The 22,104-nt window shown below is 61.7% G+C and carries 22 protein-coding genes and 1 pseudogene; 15 read left to right on the plus strand and 8 right to left on the minus strand.

Features of this window, described 5'->3' with window-relative positions:
• The first annotated feature begins 45 nt into the window (after window positions 1–45).
• On the plus strand, window positions 46–2,019 hold the full coding sequence (locus tag KZJ38_RS11170) for an alkaline phosphatase D family protein (protein ID WP_246641429.1): 1,974 nt from the start codon (window positions 46–48) through the stop codon (window positions 2,017–2,019).
• Between the two features lie 19 nt (window positions 2,020–2,038).
• Complete coding sequence (locus KZJ38_RS11175; protein ID WP_219795977.1) at window positions 2,039–2,287, plus strand: hypothetical protein; 249 nt, start codon at window positions 2,039–2,041, stop codon at window positions 2,285–2,287.
• Between the two features lie 175 nt (window positions 2,288–2,462).
• On the opposite strand, the gene KZJ38_RS11180 is transcribed toward KZJ38_RS11175, so the two are convergent.
• Entirely contained in the window at window positions 2,463–2,888 is a 426-nt protein-coding gene (locus KZJ38_RS11180) for a CBS domain-containing protein (protein ID WP_219800252.1), read from the minus strand.
• A gap of 1,274 nt (window positions 2,889–4,162) precedes the next feature.
• On the opposite strand from KZJ38_RS11180, the gene KZJ38_RS11185 reads away from it, so the two are divergent.
• From KZJ38_RS11185 to KZJ38_RS11195, 3 genes are all read left to right on the plus strand, one after another.
• Window positions 4,163–4,876, plus strand: coding sequence for a DUF4396 domain-containing protein (locus KZJ38_RS11185; RefSeq protein WP_219795978.1), 714 nt, complete (start codon window positions 4,163–4,165; stop codon window positions 4,874–4,876).
• Between the two features lie 136 nt (window positions 4,877–5,012).
• The gene (locus KZJ38_RS11190; protein ID WP_219795979.1) at window positions 5,013–5,342 is read left to right on the plus strand and encodes a four-helix bundle copper-binding protein; all 330 of its coding nucleotides are present in this window, start codon (window positions 5,013–5,015) and stop codon (window positions 5,340–5,342) included.
• A gap of 137 nt (window positions 5,343–5,479) precedes the next feature.
• On the plus strand, window positions 5,480–6,346 hold the full coding sequence (locus tag KZJ38_RS11195) for a formate/nitrite transporter family protein (protein WP_219795980.1): 867 nt from the start codon (window positions 5,480–5,482) through the stop codon (window positions 6,344–6,346).
• A gap of 36 nt (window positions 6,347–6,382) precedes the next feature.
• On the opposite strand, the gene KZJ38_RS11200 is transcribed toward KZJ38_RS11195, so the two are convergent.
• Window positions 6,383–7,615, minus strand: coding sequence for a histidine kinase dimerization/phosphoacceptor domain -containing protein (locus KZJ38_RS11200; RefSeq protein WP_219795981.1), 1,233 nt, complete (start codon window positions 7,613–7,615; stop codon window positions 6,383–6,385).
• 84 nt (window positions 7,616–7,699) lie between these two features.
• Here KZJ38_RS11200 and KZJ38_RS11205 point away from each other — a divergent pair, with 84 nt between their 5' ends.
• On the plus strand, window positions 7,700–7,936 hold the full coding sequence (locus KZJ38_RS11205) for a hypothetical protein (RefSeq protein ID WP_219800254.1): 237 nt from the start codon (window positions 7,700–7,702) through the stop codon (window positions 7,934–7,936).
• 16 nt (window positions 7,937–7,952) lie between these two features.
• Here KZJ38_RS11205 and KZJ38_RS11210 read toward each other — a convergent pair whose 3' ends face one another.
• The gene (locus KZJ38_RS11210) at window positions 7,953–8,468 is read right to left on the minus strand and encodes a hypothetical protein (RefSeq protein WP_219795982.1); all 516 of its coding nucleotides are present in this window, start codon (window positions 8,466–8,468) and stop codon (window positions 7,953–7,955) included.
• Between the two features lie 405 nt (window positions 8,469–8,873).
• Between KZJ38_RS11210 and KZJ38_RS11215 the strand changes: the two genes are divergently transcribed.
• Complete coding sequence (locus KZJ38_RS11215; RefSeq protein ID WP_219795983.1) at window positions 8,874–9,356, plus strand: GNAT family N-acetyltransferase; 483 nt, start codon at window positions 8,874–8,876, stop codon at window positions 9,354–9,356.
• A 23-nt stretch (window positions 9,357–9,379) separates the two neighbouring features.
• Here the strand turns inward: KZJ38_RS11215 and KZJ38_RS11220 are convergent, their stop codons facing one another.
• The 5 genes and pseudogenes from KZJ38_RS11220 to KZJ38_RS11240 form a co-directional block, all read right to left on the minus strand.
• Entirely contained in the window at window positions 9,380–10,168 is a 789-nt protein-coding gene (locus KZJ38_RS11220) for a cupin domain-containing protein (RefSeq protein WP_219795984.1), read from the minus strand.
• An 83-nt stretch (window positions 10,169–10,251) separates the two neighbouring features.
• Complete coding sequence (locus KZJ38_RS11225; RefSeq protein ID WP_425518243.1) at window positions 10,252–10,458, minus strand: CsbD family protein; 207 nt, start codon at window positions 10,456–10,458, stop codon at window positions 10,252–10,254.
• Window positions 10,459–10,617: 159 nt separating this feature from the next.
• Window positions 10,618–11,208, minus strand: a complete 591-nt coding sequence (locus KZJ38_RS37110; protein WP_219795985.1) for a chemotaxis protein CheB — start codon at window positions 11,206–11,208, stop codon at window positions 10,618–10,620.
• Window positions 11,205–11,555 (minus strand): annotated as a pseudogene (locus KZJ38_RS11235) (phosphatidylserine decarboxylase); the annotation flags it as partial. The pseudogene KZJ38_RS11235 and the gene KZJ38_RS37110, both read right to left, overlap by 4 nt.
• Window positions 11,556–11,603: 48 nt before the next feature.
• Complete coding sequence (locus KZJ38_RS11240) at window positions 11,604–12,143, minus strand: CinA family protein (RefSeq protein WP_219800258.1); 540 nt, start codon at window positions 12,141–12,143, stop codon at window positions 11,604–11,606.
• 350 nt (window positions 12,144–12,493) lie between these two features.
• Here KZJ38_RS11240 and KZJ38_RS11245 point away from each other — a divergent pair, with 350 nt between their 5' ends.
• From KZJ38_RS11245 to KZJ38_RS11280, 8 genes are all read left to right on the plus strand, one after another.
• Window positions 12,494–12,988 carry a YciE/YciF ferroxidase family protein gene (locus KZJ38_RS11245; protein ID WP_219800260.1) on the plus strand — a complete coding sequence of 165 codons (495 nt, stop codon included), beginning with the start codon at window positions 12,494–12,496 and terminating at the stop codon, window positions 12,986–12,988.
• A gap of 203 nt (window positions 12,989–13,191) precedes the next feature.
• Window positions 13,192–14,097, plus strand: coding sequence for a YihY/virulence factor BrkB family protein (locus tag KZJ38_RS11250; RefSeq protein WP_219795987.1), 906 nt, complete (start codon window positions 13,192–13,194; stop codon window positions 14,095–14,097).
• Window positions 14,098–14,262: 165 nt separating this feature from the next.
• A complete protein-coding gene (coxB, locus tag KZJ38_RS11255; protein ID WP_219795988.1) occupies window positions 14,263–15,336 on the plus strand; it encodes a cytochrome c oxidase subunit II in 1,074 nt (357 codons plus the stop codon).
• Window positions 15,333–18,023, plus strand: coding sequence for a cytochrome c oxidase subunit I (gene ctaD / locus KZJ38_RS11260; protein ID WP_219795989.1), 2,691 nt, complete (start codon window positions 15,333–15,335; stop codon window positions 18,021–18,023). Before coxB ends, ctaD begins: the two co-directional genes overlap by 4 nt.
• 11 nt (window positions 18,024–18,034) lie before the next feature.
• Window positions 18,035–18,364 (plus strand): hypothetical protein, encoded by a 330-nt coding sequence (locus tag KZJ38_RS11265; RefSeq protein ID WP_219795990.1) that lies wholly within the window; start codon window positions 18,035–18,037, stop codon window positions 18,362–18,364.
• Window positions 18,361–19,308: a cytochrome c oxidase assembly protein gene (locus tag KZJ38_RS11270; protein WP_246641431.1), complete on the plus strand. Its 948-nt coding sequence runs from the start codon at window positions 18,361–18,363 to the stop codon at window positions 19,306–19,308. The genes KZJ38_RS11265 and KZJ38_RS11270 overlap by 4 nt, the downstream gene beginning before the upstream one ends.
• Window positions 19,305–20,669, plus strand: a complete 1,365-nt coding sequence (locus tag KZJ38_RS11275) for a c-type cytochrome (RefSeq protein ID WP_246641432.1) — start codon at window positions 19,305–19,307, stop codon at window positions 20,667–20,669. The genes KZJ38_RS11270 and KZJ38_RS11275 overlap by 4 nt, the downstream gene beginning before the upstream one ends.
• Window positions 20,670–20,784: 115 nt before the next feature.
• Entirely contained in the window at window positions 20,785–22,086 is a 1,302-nt protein-coding gene (locus KZJ38_RS11280) for a cation:proton antiporter (RefSeq protein ID WP_219795992.1), read from the plus strand.
• Window positions 22,087–22,104 lie beyond the last annotated feature (18 nt).

Genomic DNA, 22,104 nt, shown 5'->3' on the forward strand with positions numbered 1-22,104 from the left:
AGGTTAAAAATGGACCGCCGTACATTTATCAAATGGAGCGGTTTTATGACCGTTTCCGCCGCAAGCACCACGATATTGAGCGCATGCGGAGGGGGCGACGATTCGCCTTCCAGCAGTAGTGCCGCGGCGAGCGGCGGGCCTCTTTCGTTCTCGCAGGGCGTCGCTTCCGGCGACCCGCAGCCGGACAGCGTCGTGTTGTGGACGCGCGTGTCGGGCGGCGATGGCATCCGTGACGTGAATGTCGGTGTGCAAGTGTCGACCACGGCCGATTTCACTTCGCTGGTCGTCAATACCACGGTCGCGGCGAGCGCGGATTGGGACTACACGCTGCGCCATCAGATCACGGGCCTGAGCGCGAACACCATTTACTTCTACCGCTTTATCACCGGCGGCGTAACCAGCATGACGGGTCGCACCTGGACCCTTCCGGCCTCGGGGCAGGCCCTGACGCAGTTGAAATTCGCTGTGATTTCGTGCCAGGACTGGAGCGTGAATCACTGGGCGGCGTTCGACGCCATGCAAAACGAAGATATCAATTTCATCGTGCATGTGGGCAATTATGTGTATGAGCAGATCGGTATCACTCTGCCGATCCAGCCGGCGCGCGATCCGCAGCACCCCGCTTTCAAGCTGCCCAACGGCACCGCGTTGCCCGATGGCTCGACTTACGCGACCACGCTGGCCGACTATCGCACGCTGTACATGACGTACCGCAGCGACCCGCGCCTGCAGCGTCTGCATGCGAACTGGCCGATGATCGCGATCTGGAACGACCACGAGTTTTCGAGCGACAGCTGGCAGGATCACGAGACCTACACGTCGGCCGAGGCCGAGCAGACCGCGCGCCGGCGCAGCGCCAATCAGGCGTGGTTCGAATTCATGCCGACCAACGTCACGTTCAACGCCGCCAATACGTCTTTCCAGAACATCCAGATCTATCGCTCGTTCACCTTCGGCAATCTGGCCACGCTGGTGATGACCGATGAGCGTTTGTATCGTGCGGCACACGAGGTGGCGGAACAGGTGTCGGGCAACCCCGTCGGCAGCCGCTACTTCGTTCCGAAAGCGACCGTGGACGCTGCCGAACAGGCCAGACTGACGGCCAGCAACAATGCGCTGACGCCCGTGTCGATGCTTGGCGATACGCAGCGGCAATGGTGGCAGGATCAGATGAGCACGGCCACCACGACCTGGAAATTGTGGGGTAACGATGTGTCGCTGCTGCGCATGCAGGCGGACATGTTCGCAGCCCTGACGGATGCGCTCACCCAGACCGTTCTGCAAACCGCAGCCGGTTTAGGGACCTTCGAAACACAGTTCCACACGGCGATCCAGGCGGACTTGACGGCCGCTGTGGCGGGCAACCTCGTCCCTGCGCCGTTCACGAATCTGGATACGTTCGCGCGAGGCCTGGGCTTCGACGAAGATGACGTCCAGGCGACGATTGCCGCTTTGAATACGCTGATCCCGCCGTATTCGGTGCTGACCACGATGCTGATGAACGCCGACCAGTGGGACGGCTATAACGCTGAACGTCTTAGCCTGATGAGCTTTCTGACGAACAACAGCATCAGGAATGTGGTGGCGCTGACCGGCGACCTCAATGCGTTTGCCGCCGGCACCGTGATGAACGATTTCGATGCAGCCACGCCGGTGCCCGTCATGGTCGATCTGGTGACTGCCGGTATCTCGAGCACTTCGCTGTTCACCTCGTACGTGACCTTCGTCAACAATCCCGCCAATCATCTGGGATGGTTGGGCAAGGTTGCCCCGGCGACCGGCCCCAATAGCCTCGACACCATGTTGACGTCGAACAACAGCTGGCTTGCCTACGCGGATACCAACGCGCAGGGCTATAGCGTCATTACGCTCACACCGGGCACGCTGACCTGTAACTTCCGCAAGCTCGCTCCGGTCAGCCCGACCGGCCAGGTGCCCACGGCGGCCAATGCGGTGGCCAGCACCCGGGTCGTTACGGTGCAAGCGAATACGGCGGAGGTCACCGTCTCGCCGATGTAAGCTATGGGTGTGAAAGCAGATGGCCCGGCACGAAGTATCCGCCCGGGCCTATGCAACTGAGCGCGTTGATCAGCTGGACCCGGTGCTGCGGATCGTCGCGCGCGGCGCCGCACCGCTTCGCGAGCGTAAGCGACTACGGGCGTTCTGTCGTGAGGAACTGTGGCGCCGCGCAGGCTTTTCTTCGCTGGAAGACTATCTGGTGACGGGAGTCGTCTTCACGTATTTCCCCGTTGATGGATGGAGCTGGCGGTGGCCGCACTTTTTGTAGCGCCCTTCGACGAGACGGAGGCAAGGCTACGTCGGTCGTTTCTGGAAAGACAATCTCCGCCTTGCCTCTCGCTGTTCTTTAACTCGGCGTGACGTGCAATGAAAGAGGTAACTCAAGTTGGTCGACTTGCCGATGCGATGGCTCGTGCGTCCTCGTAGATGATTTGACATGCGAATCATCTCTCCGGTGCGGACGGTGTCGAGACAGCAGTTAATGTCGACGACATTCCACCATCCGAACTGGTGGCGAGGTCGCCGATCGAAAGTATGCCGACCAGACGTTTCTCCTCGTCGACCACGGGCACGCGGCGGATTTGCGAGCCTTCCATTTTTCGTTTCACATCCTCAACATCGTCTGTCTCGTAGCACCAGGTTGGCGGCCCGCTGACAACGCCTTCGATTCTTTCGTCCGGTGGTACGCCTGCGGATACCGCGCGTACCACAATGTCGCGGTCGGTCAGCATGCCAAGAAGGCTCGTACCGTCGCAAACGGGCAGCGCCCCAACGTTCAGCTCATCCATCATCCTTGCCGCTTCACGCAGGCTTTGCGTCGGACCGATGGTCGCCGCGTCGCGTGTCATCACTTCTGCAACTGTTGTCATCATGAACTCCTTGCGGTACGTTGTGTCGACCTTTCAAGTCGAGCATCGCCTGTACCTGAGGCGTACAAACGCGTTTGCCCACTCGCCATAGATCGGCCGAACCGCCCTATGCGCCGCGCCCCATCGAATCGACAGGCCTCCATCGATGGTCCAAGTGTACCTGTCCACTCTTGGGCCAATCCTCAGACGGAGCGTCGGACCGCTTGTTAGCGCATGACACGCGGCGCGCCTGCGGCGCGCAATGACCGATCAGCCGAGTCGCATTAACTGACTGCCGAAAAGACTCACAAAGAGGCCACGACCAGGCCGCGCATCCTTGGCGGCGCTGTATCCGGCAAGGTGGAACTGGCAGCAGCTAATCGTCAACGAACGCGGCGCCGCACCGCACGGCGAATGCAAATGCCGCCAACACAACTGAGATCAGCATTCAAGGTTGAGTTCGCGCGGGGTGCGTCGCATATATCGAGTGCGATGTCGCCGAAGGCTCGAAGGCCACTGTCGGCAAAATACTGGATAATTTCGTTGTTGCACGCCCCTCGCGGAAGACCTCAAAAGGCGCGGGTGCATTGACTGCGTGGACGCTGTGCTTGCTTACGGTCGCCCGCCTTCGTCGGCGCCACGGATAGGCACGACGCGATCCCATGGCATTGTCGTCGGAGCGCCATTTCAATGCGTACGCGGTGAGTTGCTCTGATGATGCGCAGGCAGCTGCGCCGCCAGTTTGCAACTGTGGTTTGGCTCGGACGTGCAAGCAAACAATGGGGCCTGTTGGCGCGGAGGTCAATGATGGACCTCGAACACGAGTTGCAGCAGTTACATCTCGCCGATCAGCACATCGCGCGAGGGCGAAATCTCATCGAGTGCCAGATGAGGACAATACACAAGCTCCAGCGAGACGGCCACGATACCTCACAGGCAGTGAGACTACTGAACGAACTGCGCGCGTCGCTCGAGGCGATGATGGAACATCGTGCGGTCATACAGGAGACCGTCAAGCTGATGGAGCTTCAGGGGAGTCGGAGGATGCGATAGTCGCGACAAGGCAATCCCATCGGTTCAAATCGGCGCATCCAACGGACATTTACGGATAGCAGCTCTATGTCGGTGGTGGGCTGCTTCCGGTCGCGTCCAGCTGACCGCGTCGGGCGCCCATCGACTCTTGAGGCGACATTGATGGCGTCCGGTGGGTCGCCGGAGCAGCAAATAACCAGCCGCTGGCGCGGCACAAGGGTTGCGCGCACCTCACGCCGAAGCCGCCAACACTTGAAAAGGCGATGACCTACGGCACCTTCCCAAACTGGCTGCACACGCTCTCAATCACGTGGATCGTCATAGGGGCAATCTGCGCGGTCGTCATTTCCGTTGACGAGATTCGATACCCACAAAAAATGGGGATCATGAACCTCGTCTGGCCGCTAGCGGCGTTGTTTGGTACCGCTGTGTGGCTGGCTGCCTACTACGCTTGGGGACGCAACGTCCCGGACGCGGGAAAGGAATCCAGTGCGCAGCCGTTCGCAGTGATGGTGATAAAAGGAACGAGTCACTGCGGCGCCGGCTGCACGCTCGGCGACATAATTGTTGAATGGTCGGCTTTTGCCTTTCCCGCCTTAGCTGTATGGTTTGGGTGGCATACGCTATTCAGCGAAAAAACTTTCGCTGTCTGGATTCCCGACTTCATCGTCGCCTTTTTGATCGGCATAGTGTTTCAGTACTTCACGATCAACCCAATGCGTGAGCTGTCCGTAGGTGCAGGGGTGCTCGCCGCTGCCAAAGCTGACATAGCCTCAATCACGGCCTGGCAGGTTGGCATGTATGGACTCATGGCGATCATCCAATTCTTGTGGTTCAAGCCGGTGTATGGGGGAATTGCGAAGGTCGTGAGCGCTGAATTCTGGTTCGCTATGCAGATTGCGATGCTCGCGGGATTTATGACCAGCTATCCCGTCAATTGGTGGCTAATCCGTATCGGCGTGAAGGAAAAGATGTAGCAGGTGAATCCACGGGTCCGACGAATGTGTCGATCGTTTCAGGACAGTCAGGTCCGTAGGCTTGCGGCTTGCGGCATTCGGCATGCGAGTTTGCTAGCCGCAATCATCACTTTCCATTCACCCTACGGAGGATCAAATGGCGCAACAGGAACATCAATCTTGCATAGAGGCTTGCGACGCATGCGCTGCGGCTTGCGACCATTGCGCAACGGCATGTCTTTCTGAACCGAACGTAGCCGCCATGGTGGAGTGCATCAAGTCGGATATGGACTGCGCGGACATTTGCCGTCTCGCGTCTGCTGTCATGGCTCGTGACAGCAGTCGTGCACAGGAGATTTGCTCATTGTGCGCGTCGATCTGCGATGCCTGCGCCGCTGAATGCGAAAAGCACCAGCACGAACATTGCAAACAATGCGCGGAAGCTTGCCGGAAATGCGCCGATGAATGTCGGGGCATGAGCCGATAATAGACGGACCGCCCGCTGTGCTTGCCATGCTCGCCGCAACGACGAGGGCGACGACGGGCGGAAGCGATGCGCCTCGTAGCTCCGGCAGCGGGCATGCGGCGTGCGGAGCGCTCGCAGCACCGACCGAGGAGCGCGCAATGGCAGATCAACCGGGTCCGAACGATGGACAGGCGGCGGGACAAGCCTCTCCGCACCTCGACGAGAAGGAACGCGATCAGGCGTCCGCGCACAGTTCTCCACATGCGCTCGTGATTCACGAAATCATTCGCGAGGAAGGCGAGACGGCTCTCGGGCGCAAGCCACTCGCGCTGCTGTGGTCCGCGCTGGCAGCTGGGCTGTCTATGGGCTTTTCGTTCCTGACTCAGGCCGTTCTCGAACGCAAGGCGCCGTCCGGAACCGATAGTGTCTCGCTTATCGCCGCCGCCGGCTACTGCGTCGGCTTTATCATCGTCGTGCTGGGGCGCCAGCAGCTTTTTACTGAGAGCACGCTGACTGTCCTGCTGCCGGTGCTCACGCGGCGAGACCTGCACACGGCTGCCGCCGCGCTTCGGCTATGGCTCATTGTGCTAGCCGCCAATCTGGCCGGCACGTGGTTATTCGCTGGAATGCTCGCCACGCCGACATCGTTTGCCGGTAAGCTTGCGCCCGTTTTAGACCAGTTGGCGCAAGCGTCATACGAGTCGTCGTTCGCAACAACGACGCTTAAGGCGGTCCTCGCGGGCTGGCTGATTGCCTTGATGGTGTGGCTGCTGCCGAGGGCGAGGTCTGCCGCGGTACTGATTGTCGCCATTCTGACGTACGTCGTCGCGATCTGCGATCTGTCGCACGTCATCGCGGGCTCGGTGGAAGCCGCGTATGCGGTGCTGCGCGGCAATGCGGTCGTGTACGACTATCTGCTGCGTTTTCTCGCGCCCACGCTGCTCGGCAACGTAGTAGGCGGCATTGCGCTCGTCGGCCTGCTGAACCACGCGTCGATTGCGCCGGAGATGACCGGCCGCACATGAGCGATCCCAGGCGCATGCATCGCGTGGACTTTTCGACTACGGCTTTGCAGCGCCTCGTTTCCGCGGCGGCGTGTCGCTGAACAAAATCGACCACTTCACTCCGCGCTCAGGTGCGGTCTGCACATCGAGTCGGCCGCCGATACCGTTCAGCATCAGACGTACGGTACGCAGCCCCGTGCTCTCCAGCGCAGCAGCCGGCAAGCCGTGCCCATTGTCCGAAATTGTTACGGCGCACAGGTCGTCTGCCTCGCGCGTCATCGAAACCGTAATCTGCCCCTCGCTACCGCCGAATGCGTGCTCGACGGAATTGGCGACGAGTTCATTCACGATCGTTCCGACGGTCGTACACGTATCGAGGTCGACGTCGATGCCGAACTGAAGTTCGATCTTCAACGCGATGCCGCTGGTCCTCAATGCATAGAAGTCGTCGAAGCTCGCCGCCATTGCGCTCAGATAACGCCCGAGATCGGCACGTTCTGCCTGGACGCTCAACCCAAGCAGGTGGTCGTATAGCGATGCCATCGCAAACACGCGGCGCTCGATGTCGCGCAGATTTTTACGGCAGCCGTCGTCGGTCGTCTGAAGCACGCTGCGTTGAACCATCGCAATGATCAGCTGGAAGTTGTTGCGGATTCGATGTTGCTGCTCGCGCAGTAGCACTGCTTTCGCGTCGCGTTCGACGATAAGCGCGGCGCGTGCATGGATCTTTTCGATGTTGTCCGCCAGTACGCCTGCGACGACTGCAAGGAACGAGATGTGAAAGGCGCCGATCTGCGTCGGCTCGGGAAAGTCCACTTCGAGGATGCCATAAGGTCCGTCATGGTTGATCAACGGAAGACTCACCGACGTGACGACGTTGTTGTCCTTCAGGATGTCAGGCAGCGACTCGGGCGGGCGCCGGCGCACATCAATGTCGATCACCGGCTCGGCATTCTTTAGCGCCTCGCCGGCTGGATTACCTTCCACCGCTTTCCCTGCAGTCCGGCCGATTGCGCCAGCGGGCATTCCACACTGGCTCTTCAGCACCAGCGTGTCGTCTGTACGGTCGATCTCCAGAATTTTAGCCATGGGCGCGGGACATCCTTGCGCGGCGGTATGCACTGCGCCGTTTAGCACCTGTTGCAGTGGCGCCTCTCCCTGCGAGGCCTCGATCATCCTTGCGATCAATTGCCGCTGCCGCAATACGTCGCTCAACGACACCATGTCGTTGGGGTCGGCGACGATACGGCTCAATGACGCAGCCAACGTTGCTGCTTGCGCGGTTCCCATTCTTGCCACCGTGAAGGTCGATTATCTGTACCCGGGGCGCGCAAGTCATGTACCTCGGAACATTTCTCCGCCATGTACAGCATCATGGCGACGAAGGAACCAACGCCGGACAACGCGCAACCGGACAATGCGGGCAAAGAAAACGCTGGCACGGACGCAAGCGACGCGGGCACGTTCGAAACCGATATTTCCGAAACCGGCGAGGACGGCACCACGGTGCGCCAGGCCGAAGTCAGCGAACAGGACTTGCGTGAGGTCAAGCCGGACTCCGAGCGCAGCGGCCGGAAGGAGTCAGGCAAGCGTGAGGGACCGGGCGTGTGAGCCCTTTGACGATGCGCTAACGCGACGGCCGCCGCAGCATCGCGGCGACGAACAACCCCGCGCCGAGCGCAACATAAACGGCGGCCAGCGATTTGCCTGACAGGCGCACTTCGAAACCTGGGGTAAGCCGCGGCGGCACAACCTTATAGTCGACCGCATACGCTGTCGCTGCCGTTGCCGCCGCAGCCGCTGCGGTGGCAACCGGCTGTTGTCTCTGGCGCGCGTCGGGCATGCGGCCGATCAATGTCTCGAACAGCATCGCCCAGAAGATCGCGGACGCCTCATGAATCGCGAAACCCGTCACGGTGTGGCGCAAGCTGAAGCCGCGTTGGCGCAATGCGCGGCGCGGCCACAGGCAATGTGTGACTGCGTTCACCGGGGCGAACGCGGAGCCGCCTTCGCTGACCGATCGTGCGCACGCAGTGCCAGCTGCGAACAGTCCCGCAATGAGGCCCGAAGGCACGGCGCGGCAGGCCGTCGCGCAAAGCGATTTGTACCAGGTGGGGTGGCTTGCGTGCGCGAGCGATTTCATTATGCGGCTCCGTGTCGATGCTTCGGCCCGCGCGGGCCGGTTGTGGCGGCACGCCAGCCAGGGCGTGCTGCCCGCTTACATCAGTAGCATCGCGCGTTCCCCCTCGCTCGCCCATCTCCGCGGCGTCACGCGACATGGCTTTGACGCTCGCATTATCCATGGTCATTTCCGATCCAATCGTGGCCTGCGCGGATTTAAACAGTTATCGCAGGTGCCCCAGCGTTCGAACCCTCGCGCGTCGCTAACGTAATCGAGCACTTCGCGCCAACGGCGTCCGACCGCAGGCACGAATTCGCGCTACACGCGTATTTCGTCAGCCGGCGGTGTTGCGACTAGAACTGCTGGCCCGCCGGGAATTGACTTTGCTCGTTAATGGTTAGCGAAGCTTTGAACCAGGTGGCGACCATGATGCATCCGTCAATAACTATCGTCGTCGTTCGAGAAGACCCTCGAATACAGGACGCACAAATTCTGCTCGACGAATCCAGTGCTGCTTTTGCGATATTTTCAGGCGACAGCGGACAATCGCGCTTTCGCACCGAAGACTTATGCTCGGCCAGAGGAGAGTATCTGATAGCGAGAACCGCGCAGGGTGAGCCTCTCGGCTGCGGCGCATTTCGGAGGTTCGACTATGGCGTTGCTGAGGTCACGCGGATTTATAGCAGGCAAAGCCGAATCGGGGTTGGGCAGGCGATTCTGCAAAAGCTGGAGCTCGGCGCGGTTACTGCTGGTTATCACACACTGATCACTGAAGCGCCGTCATCCAACAAGCGAGCCGTTCGGTTCTATGAACACAATGGATTTACCCCAGCCGCGCCATTCGGTGTATGCGCGCAATCCCCAGGCGTTTGTTACTTCTCGAAAGCGCTGTGCTCCATCACTGCTTAGGGCGGCCAGCAAGATGACTAATTTTAACGACACTTGGTGTTGCTGTCGTGAGATCTACCGCTAGCGGTAGTCGGATCGGGCCTGCATGTGTCTTTCGCGCCGGGCTTACGCGTAATGGTGACCCGGTCGAGCTTACGCGGAATCTGCGCGAAGGTTTCCGGCGAAACACCGAAAACCGCTCCGAGCACATCGAGGGGAATAGAACTCAGCGAGGCCACGATGCCCACGTCGTCAGCCGGCTCGCTCGCACTCGTATTGAAGATAATGAGGACAACGAGGTCCTCAGTGTCGCTAGCGTTTTCGAAATAGTGAAAGTGCCCTTGCGGCGCGAAGACGAGATCGCCTTGCGTCACGTCGAACGTGTCGTGAGTGGCTTCGGGTCCCACGAAGCTCCAGCGAGCTGACCCCGTAATGACGAAATTCAGTTCCCACGCGCTCGGGTGCCAATGAGGCTCCCGCACGCCGCCGGGTTCAAGCCGTGCCAGATACACCGAAGCCTGCTGGCCCGAAAGGATCTTCCAGTTGTCCCCGGTCGCACCCTGTAGAGTACCGCCGTCGAAGACGTCTGGCGCCCATGTGGAGAGATGGAATGCGTGAGGGTGCTGACCGCTCCAGCCGCCGCCTGGCTGTCCGGAGGAGGTCAACGCAGGTGCGTCGTTGAAAGCCTTACGTGTTCGAACGTCGCCCGCTGCATGCGGGCCGGATGACGTTTCGGGGGCGCTTCGTTCGCCCGCGATAACGGCGGTGTGTCGGGACGAAGCTTCGATGTCCGGTTGTTGCGCGCCGTCACCCGGCGTGTTGGAGTTGGACATGGTGATCCCTTGCAGAGCGGATTAGTGAGGCGCAAGCGCTTCGGCATCGCCGAATGGAGCGTTTGCACGTTTGCCCAGCTCCGTCAAAGATTCGTCGGATTGCCGGGGTCTGGCTTTCCCTTTTCCGCGTTCTCGCGCTGATCGCCTAAGTCCTTGCGGTTATCGCCTTCGGTGATTTGCGCTTCGCCCTTCAGTTTCTGGTCGTCATTGCCGGTGATCGAACCTACTCCTTTATTGACGTATCCCTTCAGTTCCTCTTTGATTCCCTGTGTCTTATCGCTGGCCATCATCGACTCCCTCAAGACAATTTAATCGGTGGCGCTTAGTGCTGCGTTGCGGTCGCCGACATTTTGTCGCGCAAAGGGCGTGCCGCACGGACCTGCGTTTAAGGGACGGCAACCTGCCGAATATCAGTGGCCACTCCAAGCACCGGGTGGCGGCCTTAGCTGTCAGTTCCAGATATGCTTTCCGTGTTCCGCCAGCTGCTTGAGCAGTGGTCCCAGCTCTTCCAGCGACAACGAAAACTTCGGATCGTCGCCATCCAGAGCGCTCATCGGCATTCCCGGCGCCTCAGCCTGTGCGGGGTGCTGGACTATCCCGATACCGCCGGCGAGCCTGATCTTTCTAAGGCCAAGCGTCCCATCGCTGCCGCAACCGGTCAGAACCACTCCAGCCACTCGCGGGCCATAGCATTCGGCTGCGGACTCGAACAGTCGGTCCGCGGCTGGCCGTACGCGGTGCAGTTTGGGCCCAGCGTCGAGTCGCAGTATTTCGCCGGGCACAACGATCAGGTGTCGGTCGGGCGGCGCAATGTACATCTGGCCTGCGTGTATGCGATCGCCATTTCGAGCATACGTGACCGGAAGCGTCGTGTTCCTTTGTATGATGCGATCCAGCATTCCAGGGCTTCCAGGCCCTGTGTGAAGGACCACCAATATCGTGCCGGGGAACCCGCGGTCAAGTAAGGAGGCGAGGCGTGAAAGTGCCTTCAGGCCGCCAAGGGACGCGCCGATTACGATCAGATCGCGATATGCGTTCATTGCCACTCCTCGATGCTGGAATAACGCCTCTCATCGTGCGAAAACGGACCCTGTCGCGCGAATGTTTTCACGACGCCAGGTCGAAATACGAGGCAGCACGTGGATCCATACTGGAAGAAACCAAGCTCATCGCCCTTTTGTACCTGTTGCCCGGGCAAGGCATTGACTACACACGATGACACCTCGGCCATGCCGACGAAGATGCATCCAACCATACCAATAGCAGTGTTGTCGCTTTCGATGGTGATAACGGCCCTTGCGGCGACGGCGGAGATGTAGCCCTGGGAGTCGTTGAGGCCGCTCGGGTCGACGCCTTCCGATTCAGCATCGGAGTAGTACGAACCACCGTTGGCATGCATTTGACGTGCCTGTATGCGCCCCCTGGATTCCTGTTGTTATGTTTCGCCCGCTCGAGCATGCATCCGGGCGCGCCTGCCTCTCACTGGAAGAAGATTGAAATAGTGTTCAATACGCGACAGCGCGTGAATCGCGGCTGCGTGGCGAACTTCGTTGCGACCTCCCGCGAATTGACGTGTCTCACAGAAGGTTGTCAGTTCGCCGTCGTCTGTCCTGAAGGACCAGGCAAAGCACTGGGTTCCTGGTGCGGGTCCCCCAGCTGGCGCACCGTCCGCGACACCAGTGTTCGATACGGCGATGTCTGCGCAGCACCCTTCCTGGCGCAACGCACCTTCAGCCATCTCGCGGGCTACTGCCTCGCTCGTCAGGCCATGCTCATCCATCGTTTTCTGACGGACACCGAGAAAGCCCGCCTTACCGGTTGGTGAGTAAGCAATAAAGCCAACGTCCAGACAGGTCCCGCTGCCGGGTACAGAGGCGAGAAGCGAGGCGATCTCGCCCGCCGTGCATGATTCGGCCGTTGCAAGCTTCTTGCCGCGAGAGCCAAGAAAAGAGACCACCTGTCGAGGGATATTCATGCTTTTCTCCTTGACGAAGGACTTGATCCAACGGGCTGCGGTCATCCTGCATGACCATCAGATTTTTTATCCGCCCGCGCAGATTTACCAGCGGCTGACGTCCACGTAGTTCAACGTCCTCTTTCTTCTGACCGATTTCGGCCCGTCCGCAGGCATACGCCATGCACATGTTTGCGCGCGACCCGCCGCAAATGGACCCGGTTTATAGGGATCCCGCGCAACTACGATGCCACCAGCCTGATGGATTGCGGGAAGCAGGTACGAGCCACATGCGTGGCAGGCTCGCGCCGGCCACTACATCAACGACAGGTGCCGACGATTCTCGGCGTAACGTCCTCAGGGAGCAAACCATGACCGCAAAAACTGTCCATGATCTTTTTGTCCATTCGCTTTCCGATATTTACAGCGCGGAAAAGCAGATGACAAAGGCTTTGCCGAAGCTTGCCCGAGCCGCGACCCATTCCGAACTGAGCGGCGCGTTCACGACGCACCTCGAAGAAACGCAAGGGCAGATCGAGCGCATCGATCAGGTGGTGGAGGCCTGCGGAATTCGCCTCAAGCGGGTGAAATGCGTTGCAATGGAGGGACTCATCGAGGAGGGACAGGAGCAGATCGACGAGATTGAAAGTGGACCGGTCCTCGACGCTGCGCTTATCGCCGCGGCACAGAAGGTCGAGCATTACGAGATTGCAGCCTACGGATCGGTCATCGCGCTCGCGAAGCAACTGGGAGAAACGCACGCGGTGACGCTTCTGCTGCAGACGCTGAAGGAAGAAAAGGCTACCGACGAAAAGCTGTCGCTGCTCGCAGAAGAAAAGATCGCGGCGGAAGCGTTGGGCAAGTAGCAACATGCGACAGCCATGACTACTGTATAGGGCGAACGTGAAAGTACGGCGTGCGACACATGCTCAAGACAACCACCTGCGGTTCGCGCTCGCGGGTTGGCAGATGGCGGTCTGGTTGGTCGCCGTCGCGCTTTCGTTTTCCCTGTGAGCCACAACGGCCGCCATCCACGCGGTGGCCGATTGGGCTTCGCCAGGTGTAAGACATGAAAACCGGACAGATCGACTCTAGCGCTGGCCGTGCCTCGCGTTTGTTGAACATCATGCGTGAATCCGTCAGCCGTTTTCTGGCGGACCGGTGCCCAATGATGGGCGCGAGCATCGGTTTCTACTCCGCGTTCTCGCTTGCGCCGACGCTGCTTATCGTGCTCGCTATCGTTGGATGGTTCTTCGGCGCGGAGGTGGGGAAGGGGCGCTTCTTTGGTCAGGTCAAAGCAATCATGGGTGCCGACGCCGCGAGCGCGATGCAGTCGATCGTCGAGCACGCCCACCGTGCTCAGGGCGGTGGCATTGCCGCAGCGCTTTCCGGCGTGCTACTCATCGTGGGTGCATCGGCGACATTCTCATCACTGAATACTGCGCTCGATGTGGTGTTTCGCGCCAAGCCGACGAAGGGCATTGCTGGCGTTGCCTTGCTCGTGCGAACCCGTGTACTTTCGTTCGCGCTCCTGATGGGGCTGGGCTTCCTTCTCGTAGTGTCGCTCGTGCTAGACGCCGCAGTCCAGTCATTGGGCAGTGCGATTTTCGGTAACAGCACACTGTCTATCGTGGCTGCGGTCGTGCAGTCGGTGCTCGGACTAACGGTTCTGACAGTCGGTCTGTCGGCGCTGATCAAGTGGTTGCCCGACACCAGAGTCGAGATTCGCCACGCGGCAGCCGGCGGTCTGGTCGCAGCCGTGCTATTCACGATCGGCCGCCATCTTTTCGGTCTCTATCTGGTCCACGCGGGCACCGCGGGAGCGTTCGGCGCTGCAGGCTCGCTGGCCGTTCTGATGATGTGGCTGTATTTCTGCGCGGCAGTGTTCCTGTTTGGGGCCGAGGTAGCTGCGGCAGCGGAAGATAAGGGGCGGGCGACTGAAGCACGGTCTGGACCGGCGCGACTGAAACAGTGATTGCGGCAGAGAAGCCGCCGCTGCCCGGCCAGGCTATGGCTCGAGGGGCTCGATATCCGCTTCGGCCAGCATCTTCAGCAGCGACAGGCTGGGGGCGGGGAGGGGGTACCCGGAGCGGCATGAAAAATGCTGACCGTCTTCACCCTTCGTTCACCCCGATCAGTCATGAAGCGCAATCGTCCTTCATACCGCGGGTTGCCGAGTGCGCGTGGCCGCTATGCCGCGGCCGGGTGGCTGGCCACTTCTGCGATATCGGCTCCGCGGCTGGCAGACGCCGAGCCGCAGCAGAATGCCTTGCTGCCTGCGGGTGTGCAGGCCGCGCACATCGGGCAGTTGTGGAATCTCACGCTGGTGGTCTGCACGATTGTCTTTGCGGCCGTGCTGCTCGCCACGCTCGTCGCGCTCATGCGCAGCCGGCGAGACAACGCCGTGGCCGCGCCCGACCTCGATTCCTTGACTCGTCCCGAGCGGCGCACGCGCCGGGTGGTCGCGGCCGCCAGCATCGTTTCCGTGGTCGCGCTGTGCGGCCTGATCGTCGCCGACGTGCTGACCGATCGCGCGTTGTCGAAGCTGCCTGTCGATAACCCGGTGCGCATCGACATGACGGGGCAGCAGTGGTGGTGGCAGGTGCAATATCCGGCCGGGCAGGACATGGCTGGTTTTGCGACTGCCAATGAACTGCACATTCCCGTGGGCCACCCGGTTATCGTGTCGCTGAAGGCCGGCGACGTGATCCACAGCTTCTGGGTGCCGAGCCTGCACGGCAAGAAAGACATGCTGCCCGGCATCACGACGTCGATCGTGTTTCGCGCGGACAAGCCCGGCGTTTACCGCGGCCAATGCGCAGAGTTTTGCGGAGCCCAGCATGCATTGATGGCGGTGCTGGTCATTGCGGAGCCGCCCGAACGTTACGACGCATGGCTGCGGCAGCAGGCTCAGCCGGCCCGGGCCCCGCTTGACGCGACGGCGCAACATGGCCGCGACGTCTTCGAGAAATCGGCGTGCGCGGGCTGCCATACAGTGCGCGGCACATCGGCCAGCGGCACACTCGCGCCCGATCTCACGCATCTGATGAGCCGCCAGACAATCGCGGCTGGCGTGCTCGCAAATACGCCCGGGAATCTCGCCGCATGGATTCGCGATCCGCACGCATGGAAGCCTGGCGTCACGATGCCGGCGGTACCGCTTTCGGACAGCGATCTGCAGGCGGTCGTTACATGGCTTGCGACACTCCAATGAGCACGACCAACCAATTCCACGCAATAGAAGCGGACCTGCGGATCAAGGACGGGCCCGATGCGACCGCAGACGCTCGCACGGCACTGGCCGACACATGGAGCGATCGGCGCGGCGTGGTCGGCTGGCTCTCGGCCGTGAACCACAAAGCGATCGGACGGCGCTTTATCGTCACGACGTTCGCGTTTTTTCTGCTCGCGGGTCTGCTCGCGCTCGCGATGCGCACGCAACTCGCGCGGCCCGACAGCCGGCTGATCGGCCCCGACCTCTACAACCAGCTGTTCACGATTCACGGCACGACGATGATGTTCCTGTTCGCCGTACCGGTGATGCAGGCGGTCGCTGTATATCTGATTCCGCTGATGATCGGCGCACGCAGCGTCGCGTTTCCGCGCATGAACGCGTACGCATACTGGGTGTTCCTGTTTGGCGGCCTCATGCTTTATGTGGCGTTCGCATTAGGCGCCGGGCCGCGTTCGGGCTGGTTTAGCTACGTGCCGCTCGCGGGGCCCGACTACGCGACCGGCAAAGGTACGGATATCTGGGCGCAGATGATCACGTTCACCGAGGTGCCGGCGCTGCTCGAAGCCGTGGTGCTCATCACGACGATCCTCAAGATGCGCGCACCCGGCATGTCTCTGAACCGTCTACCGTTATTCGCGTGGGCGACGCTCGTCACGCAGTTCATGGTGCTGTTTGCGATGCCCGCGATCATGCTGGCAAGCACCGCGCTGATTCTCGACAGGCTGGTCGGCACCCAGTTCTACAACCCCGCGCTCGGCGGCGACGTGCTGCTCTGGCAGCACCTGTTCTGGTTTTTCGGGCACCCGGAGGTGTACCTGATCTTTATTCCGGCGCTCGGTTTCATGTCGTCGATCATCCCGACGTTCTCGCGCCGGCCGATTTTCGGCTATTCGGCGATGGTTCTCGCGCTGATCGCGATCGCGTTTCTCGCGTTCGGGCTGTGGGTCCATCATATGTTCGCGACCGCGGTGCCGGAACTCGGCAAGAGCTTCTTTACCGCCGCAAGCGTGCTGATCGCTGCGCCGTCGGGTATCCAGATTTTCTGCTGGCTCGCCACGCTGCTGACCGGTAAGCCGTCGCTAAAGGCGCCGCTGCTATTCGTCATGGCGTTCTTTTTCATACTCGTGCTCGGCGGCTTGTCGGGCGTCATGCTCGGTTCCGTGTCACTCGATTTGCAGGTGCACGACACGTACTTCGTCGTCGCACACCTACACTATGTGCTGATCGGCGGCGCCGTGTTTCCGCTATTCGGCGCGTTCTATTACTGGTTTCCCAAATTCACCGGACGCATGCTCGGCGAAACGCTCGGGCGCTGGCACTTCTGGCTGTTCTTTATCGGCTTTAATCTCACGTTCTTTCCGATGCATCTGCTCGGCCTGCATGGCATGCCGCGGCGCGTGTGGACCTACCCTCCGGGGATGGGCTGGTCGGACATGAATGCGCTGGCGACGGCCGGCGCGTACATGATGGCCGTCGCGGTACTGCTTTTTCTTTTCAATGTCGTGCGCAGCCGTCGCCACGGCGAACGCGCGCCGGCCGATCCGTGGGGTGGCGGCACGCTCGAATGGAGCGTGCCCAGCCCGCCGCCGCCGCACAACTTCGACGTGCTGCCGGTCGTGCACGGCCGCGATCCGCTGTGGGAGCCGCAGCGCGAGCCGCGCTCGGTGTCGGGGCTGGCCGTGCATGCGCGCGAAGTGCTGACGACCGGCGTGCTTGCCGCACAGCCGGATACGCGGCCGCTGTTTCCGGGGCCGTCGATCTGGCCGTTCATCAGCGCGGTGGCGACAACCGTGTTCTTTATCGGCTCGATCTACACGCCGAGCGCGGTGTGGTGGGGCACCGCGCCCGTCGCGGCAGCGATGATCGTGTGGTTCTGGCCGACGCGCCGTGCGAATCGTATCGGGCTCGCACTCGAGCGCTGGCCGCGCGACGAGCGGGACCGGCAGCCTGAGCGCGAAGGCGCCAGAGAGGCGGGGCGGCGCGCACAGCAACGTGCAGTGCAACGACACGGCGTGCCAGGCGAGACCGAGCAGCAGTCCGCCGTCCAGCGCGAACCCGACGCCGCAACACCGAGCTCGCTCGATGTGCGCGGACTGCCGAGCTTCGGCTTCGGGCATCGCAGCCTTATGTGGTGGGCCACGGCGGGGTTGATGCTGATCGAAGGCAGCGTGTTCGCGATCACGGTCGGCATGTACTTCTATCTGCGCGCGGTCAACGCCTGGTGGCCGATGAACGCGCCGCCGCCGTCGCTGCTTTGGGGGACCTTGAATACGGCCGTGCTGCTGCTCAGCATGTGGCCGAACGCGCTTGCGAAGCGCGCGGCCGAGCGGGGCGAACGCGCACGCGCCCGACTCTGGCTCGCTGTATGCCTGCTCTTCGCGCTTGCGTTTCTTGTTTTGCGCGGCTTCGAGTTCGCGGCGCTCAACGTCATGTGGTATGCGAATGCGTACGGCTCGATCGTCTGGTTGCTGCTCGGATTGCACACCACGCACCTCGTGACCGATACGGTCGACACGGCAGTCCTCGCATTGCTGCTGTTCACGGGGCCGTTTGAAGGAAAGCGGCTGCTCGATGCGAGCGAAAACGCCGTGTACTGGTACTTCGTCGTGCTGAGCTGGCTGCCGATTTACGCGGTCATCTATCTGGCGCCGCGCATTCACTTCTAAGGCGAACGGACATGAGAATCTGGCTTGGGCTGCTCGCTGCACCTGCCGTCGTACTCGGTGCGCAAAGCGCGAATTATGCGCTGCTGCAGCCCGCATGCCGCCATCACACGATGGCCATGTTGCATGCGGTGAGCGTCGCCGCCTTGCTGTTCTCGATCGGTGCGGCGCTGCTCGCTTTTCGCAGCTGGCGCGTGTCGTCACAGCCGTTCGATGCCAGTTACGTGCCGCGCGATGCGCGCACTGCGTTTCTGTCGCTGATGGCGACGATCGTCGCGGCGCTCTGCGCGGTGATCCAGCTCGCCATGTATTTTCCGCAATGGTTGCTGTCGCCTTGCCAATGAACAAGCGCCCGACATGGATTGCTCTGTTCGCGCTGCTTGTCGCTGCGCCGCTCGCCAACGCGCATGTGCTGTCCGACGCCGAACAAGCGGCGCCTATATTCGGCTGGAGCGTCGAGCCTTGGCCGCTCGCGCTGAGCCTGGCTAGCGCTGTTGCATATGCAACCGGGTACTTCAGGCTGCGGCGCAGAAGCGGCGCACACGGCCGCGCGTTGCACGCGCGGCATGGCTTGGCATTCGCAGGCGGCTCATGTGCGCTCGCGCTCGCATTGTTTTCGCCGCTCGATACGCTAAGCGCGTGGCTTTTTTCTGCTCACATGGTCCAGCACGAAACCATGATGCTGGTTGCCGCGCCGCTGCTGGTGCTGGGCCGTCCGCTTGCAGTATGGATCTGGGCGCTGCCGCATGAATGGCGTTTGCGCGTGGGCCGCTGCATACGCGCGCGCCGCTTTGCCGCAAGCTGGCGTTTCCTGACCGCGCCGTTAGCCGGATGGCTGCTGCACGCTGTGGCGCTCTGGGCCTGGCATGCACCGGCGGCGTTCGAAGCGGCGCTTGTTCATCCGTTCATCCATTCGCTGCAGCACACGAGCTTTTTGCTGACGGCGCTGGTGTTCTGGTGGACCGTATTCGGCGACGGGGCGCGGCGGCAGTCGGGCGGGCACGCGATGCTGTCGGTCTTCACGACGATGGTGCATACGACGGCGCTCGGCGCATTGATCACACTCGCGCCCGGGCTCTGGTATCCCTACTATGTCGAGCCGTGCAGCACACTCGGCATCGACCCATTGCACGACCAGCAACTGGGCGGCCTCATCATGTGGGTGCCGGGCGCGACCGCTTACCTGATCGGAGGCCTCGCAATCGCGGCGCGCTGGCTCAAAGGCCAGTCGTCGCCGCTGCTTGCTACGGGGCGGGCCGTGGTTGTTCCGAGGGACACGCCGCGATGAAGCTGCTGCGAGTCATTCTGGCGACGCGCATCGCGATGCTCGCGGCGGCGGGCGTGATTGCCGCCGCAATGAGCGGCCTCCCAACGCCAGGCCCGGCACAAACTGGCACCGCGACAAAAACTCCGGCCGGCGCCGGTGTGCATCCCGGCGCCGACGCCGGCGCGCATATCCTTGCGCGCGGCGAGTATCTCGCGAAAGCCGCCGACTGCGCCGGATGCCATACGGCGCCGCAAGGCGGCGCACCCTATGCGGGCGGCCTCGGCCTGGGCTCGCCGTTCGGCACGATCGTTTCGACGAATATCACGCCGGACCCGCGCTTCGGCATCGGCCGTTACACCTACGACGAGTTCGCCCGCGCGCTGCGCGCAGGCGTCGCAAAGGACGGCAAACGGCTGTACCCGGCGATGCCTTACGCGTCATTCACAAAAATTCGCGACGACGACATGCACGCGCTCTACGCGTACTTTATGCATGGCGTCGCGCCGGTCGCGAAACCGTCGCCGCCATCCGACGTTGCGTTCCCGTTCAATCAGCGTTGGGCGCTGCGTTTCTGGCAATGGATTTTCATCCCGCATGGCGTCTATGAGCCGCGCGCCGACCGCGATGCGCAATGGAACCGCGGCGCCTATCTCGTGCAGTCGCTCGGCCATTGCGGCGCATGCCACACGCCTCGCGGCGCGGCGTATCAGGAGCGTGGCTACGACGAGTCGTCGAACAGTTATCTGGTGGGCGGCGTGAACGACCACTGGTTCGCACCGAATCTGACCGGAGACCCAGGCGCGGGCCTCGGCCGTCTGTCGGCGCAAGACATCGCATCGTTTCTGAAGACGGGTCATGGCGCCGGCGTCGTCGCGTACGGCAGCATGGTCGAGCAGATCGAGGACAGCTCGCAGTATCTGACCGATGAAGATCTTGCAGCGATCGCGCGTTATTTGAAATCGTTGCCCGCGCAACAACCCTATGGCACCTACGCACCGCATGCCGACGTCGCGCGCTCGCCGCAAAACGGCAGTCGCGTGCCCGATGCGCTCTCAACCGGCTACAACGTCTATCAGTCGTTTTGCGCGCGCTGCCATCGCGACGACGGCAAAGGTGTGCCCAACGCGTTCCCCGCGCTGGCCGGCAATCCGTCGGTGCTGGCGGAAAACACGACGTCGCTGATCCGGCTGCTCGTCGAAGGCGGCAACAGCCCGTCGACCTTGACGGGTCCGCCGCGCCAGCAGATGCCGCGCTATGCCGACACGCTCGCGGATGTGCAGATTGCCCAGGTTCTCACCTATATCCGCGGCGCATGGGGCAATAACGCACAGCCGATTACGGCCAACGACGTCAGTTCGTTACGCCAACTGTTGCATAAATAGCGGAGCAGGGCCGCAAAGCGCAAGCGGTATGACGCTTGCTCGGTCGATGGCGCCTTCCGTGCGCGACAGCACAAGCGCACATGTACCGTCAGCCAGGCAACTCCCGGAAACCGACATGATGGAAAAAGCGTGGTGGTTCCTGCTGATCGGCACATTGCTCACCTTTATCGCGCTTGCAAGAGGTCCGATCAGGCGCTTGCCGATGACGGGCGCGATGATCTACATCGCGGTCGGCTTTGCGATCGGCCCAGCCGGCTCAGGGCTCGTCGCTACCGACCTTGCAAGCCGGCCCGGTCTGCTCGCGGTGCTCGCCGAAATCGGGCTCGTGGTGTCGCTGTTCTCTATCGGCATGCATCTGCGTGTACCGCTCAGGAACGCGTTGTGGCTGCTGCCGCTGCGTCTGGGCATACCCGCCATGCTTGTCACTATCGCGTTGCTGACAGGCTTTTCGCTCGTCGCGACCGGTGCGTCGATCGGCGTGGCACTTTTTCTTGCCGCCGTGCTTGCACCGACCGATCCGGTCCTTGCCAACGAGCTGCGCGTCGAGCACGCGGGAGACGACGAACCGGTACGCTTCGCGCTATCGGGAGAAGGTGGCCTCAACGACGGCACCGCGTATCCGTTCGCGTTGCTCGGGCTCGCGCTGTGCGGTGCGCATCAGGCCGGTATCAGCAGCGGCGCGACATTCGCGGGAGTCGCAGTGTGGGGTATCGTCAGCGCGATCGGTTCTGGCTGGCTGCTTGCAATCGTATTCGTCAAGGCGGTGTTTGTTCTCAGAACGCGGTATGGCGAAGCGATCGGCCTCGACGGCTTTCTCGCGCTCGGTCTGATGTCCGCGGCGTACGGCGTGGCGATTTTCATTCATGTGTTCGGTTTCGTCGCCGTGTTCGCCGCCGGTGTCGCGCTGCGTCATGAAGAGTTACGCGCCACAGGCGACAAGCCGCCCGTCGAAGTGCTCGAAAACATGGAGCGCGGAGAAAAATCCGACGTCGCGAAGGACCCCGAGCGCGCGCATGCATACCTTGCTGAAGCGATGATGGGATTTACGCTCGAGATGGAGCGCATCGCCGAGTTATCGTTGATGCTGGTGACCGGCTGCGTGGTTTCCGCCCATTGGCGCGAAATGATTGCGTGGAGCGCAGTGTTGCCGGCGCTGTTTCTGTTTTTCATCGCCCGCCCGTTATCGGTCTGGCTCGTGATGGCCGGCTCGCAGGCCGATCGCCAGCAGCGACATTTAATCGGCTGGATGGGCATTCGCGGCGTCGGCGCGTTTTACTATATTGCGATGGGTATCGATGAAGCAGGCGAGATGCTGCGTCCGTTGCTTCCGATGGTGCTCGATGCCATCACGTTGTCGGTGTTTTTACACGGTGCGACCGCGGGCGTCGCGCTCAAGCGCTATTTGCGGAATCGATAACGGCCTTTCGCGCCGCCC

The sequence above is a fragment of the Paraburkholderia edwinii genome, assembly GCF_019428685.1.
GTDB classification, from domain to species: Bacteria; Pseudomonadota; Gammaproteobacteria; order Burkholderiales; family Burkholderiaceae; genus Paraburkholderia; species Paraburkholderia edwinii.

Bases quoted from the DNA above. Each gene is read 5' to 3' on its own strand.
- KZJ38_RS11275 (WP_246641432.1), top strand. From the start codon at position 19,305: ATGAAGCTGCTGCGAGTCATTCTGGCGACGCGCATCGCGATGCTCGCG.
- KZJ38_RS11210 (WP_219795982.1), bottom strand. From the start codon at position 8,468: ATGAAATCGCTCGCGCACGCAAGCCACCCCACCTGGTACAAATCGCTT.
- KZJ38_RS11205 (WP_219800254.1), top strand. From the start codon at position 7,700: ATGGCGACGAAGGAACCAACGCCGGACAACGCGCAACCGGACAATGCG.
- KZJ38_RS11195 (WP_219795980.1), top strand. From the start codon at position 5,480: ATGGCAGATCAACCGGGTCCGAACGATGGACAGGCGGCGGGACAAGCC.
- KZJ38_RS11215 (WP_219795983.1), top strand. From the start codon at position 8,874: ATGATGCATCCGTCAATAACTATCGTCGTCGTTCGAGAAGACCCTCGA.
- ctaD (WP_219795989.1), top strand. From the start codon at position 15,333: ATGAGCACGACCAACCAATTCCACGCAATAGAAGCGGACCTGCGGATC.
- KZJ38_RS37110 (WP_219795985.1), bottom strand. From the start codon at position 11,208: ATGAACGCATATCGCGATCTGATCGTAATCGGCGCGTCCCTTGGCGGC.
- KZJ38_RS11225 (WP_425518243.1), bottom strand. From the start codon at position 10,458: ATGATGGCCAGCGATAAGACACAGGGAATCAAAGAGGAACTGAAGGGA.
- KZJ38_RS11250 (WP_219795987.1), top strand. From the start codon at position 13,192: ATGAAAACCGGACAGATCGACTCTAGCGCTGGCCGTGCCTCGCGTTTG.
- KZJ38_RS11245 (WP_219800260.1), top strand. From the start codon at position 12,494: ATGACCGCAAAAACTGTCCATGATCTTTTTGTCCATTCGCTTTCCGAT.
- KZJ38_RS11180 (WP_219800252.1), bottom strand. From the start codon at position 2,888: ATGACAACAGTTGCAGAAGTGATGACACGCGACGCGGCGACCATCGGT.
- KZJ38_RS11270 (WP_246641431.1), top strand. From the start codon at position 18,361: ATGAACAAGCGCCCGACATGGATTGCTCTGTTCGCGCTGCTTGTCGCT.
- KZJ38_RS11175 (WP_219795977.1), top strand. From the start codon at position 2,039: ATGGCCCGGCACGAAGTATCCGCCCGGGCCTATGCAACTGAGCGCGTT.
- KZJ38_RS11220 (WP_219795984.1), bottom strand. From the start codon at position 10,168: ATGTCCAACTCCAACACGCCGGGTGACGGCGCGCAACAACCGGACATC.
- KZJ38_RS11185 (WP_219795978.1), top strand. From the start codon at position 4,163: ATGACCTACGGCACCTTCCCAAACTGGCTGCACACGCTCTCAATCACG.
- KZJ38_RS11170 (WP_246641429.1), top strand. From the start codon at position 46: ATGACCGTTTCCGCCGCAAGCACCACGATATTGAGCGCATGCGGAGGG.
- KZJ38_RS11265 (WP_219795990.1), top strand. From the start codon at position 18,035: ATGAGAATCTGGCTTGGGCTGCTCGCTGCACCTGCCGTCGTACTCGGT.
- KZJ38_RS11280 (WP_219795992.1), top strand. From the start codon at position 20,785: ATGATGGAAAAAGCGTGGTGGTTCCTGCTGATCGGCACATTGCTCACC.
- coxB (WP_219795988.1), top strand. From the start codon at position 14,263: ATGAAGCGCAATCGTCCTTCATACCGCGGGTTGCCGAGTGCGCGTGGC.
- KZJ38_RS11190 (WP_219795979.1), top strand. From the start codon at position 5,013: ATGGCGCAACAGGAACATCAATCTTGCATAGAGGCTTGCGACGCATGC.
- KZJ38_RS11200 (WP_219795981.1), bottom strand. From the start codon at position 7,615: ATGGGAACCGCGCAAGCAGCAACGTTGGCTGCGTCATTGAGCCGTATC.
- KZJ38_RS11240 (WP_219800258.1), bottom strand. From the start codon at position 12,143: ATGAATATCCCTCGACAGGTGGTCTCTTTTCTTGGCTCTCGCGGCAAG.